General features: G+C 57.4%; 1 protein-coding gene. It reads left to right on the forward strand.

Going from position 1 to position 371, the window contains the following annotated elements:
• Window positions 1-371, forward strand: a 371-nt coding sequence (locus RTCK_RS20765) for a thiamine pyrophosphate-dependent enzyme (protein WP_235988576.1), incomplete at both ends; no start/stop codon positions are given.

Below are 371 nucleotides of genomic sequence, written 5' to 3' on the forward strand. Positions count from 1 at the left end.
GAAGTTCGCTCACCCGGAACGTCCGGTCATCGGCCTCGTCGGAGACGGCGCCATGCAGATGAGCAACATGGCCGAACTGATCACGGTGGCGAAATACTGGAAGAACTGGAGTGACCGCCGCTTTGTCATCTGTGTCTTCAACAATGAAGATCTCAACCAGGTGACCTGGGAGCAGCGCGTCATGCAGGGCGATCCAAAGTTCGATGCCTCGCAGCGTATTCCGGATGTCCCCTATCACAGGTTCGCAGAATTGATCGGCCTTGGCGGGATCTTTGTCGACGATCCAAAGCAGGTCGGGGAAGCCTGGCAAGCTGCCATTTCGGCTGGTCATCCTGTGGTGCTGGAAGTGAAGACGGATCCGGAGGTTCCTC

This window comes from Pseudorhizobium endolithicum, from assembly GCF_902153245.2.
Taxonomy (GTDB): domain Bacteria; phylum Pseudomonadota; class Alphaproteobacteria; order Rhizobiales; family Rhizobiaceae; genus Neorhizobium; species Neorhizobium endolithicum.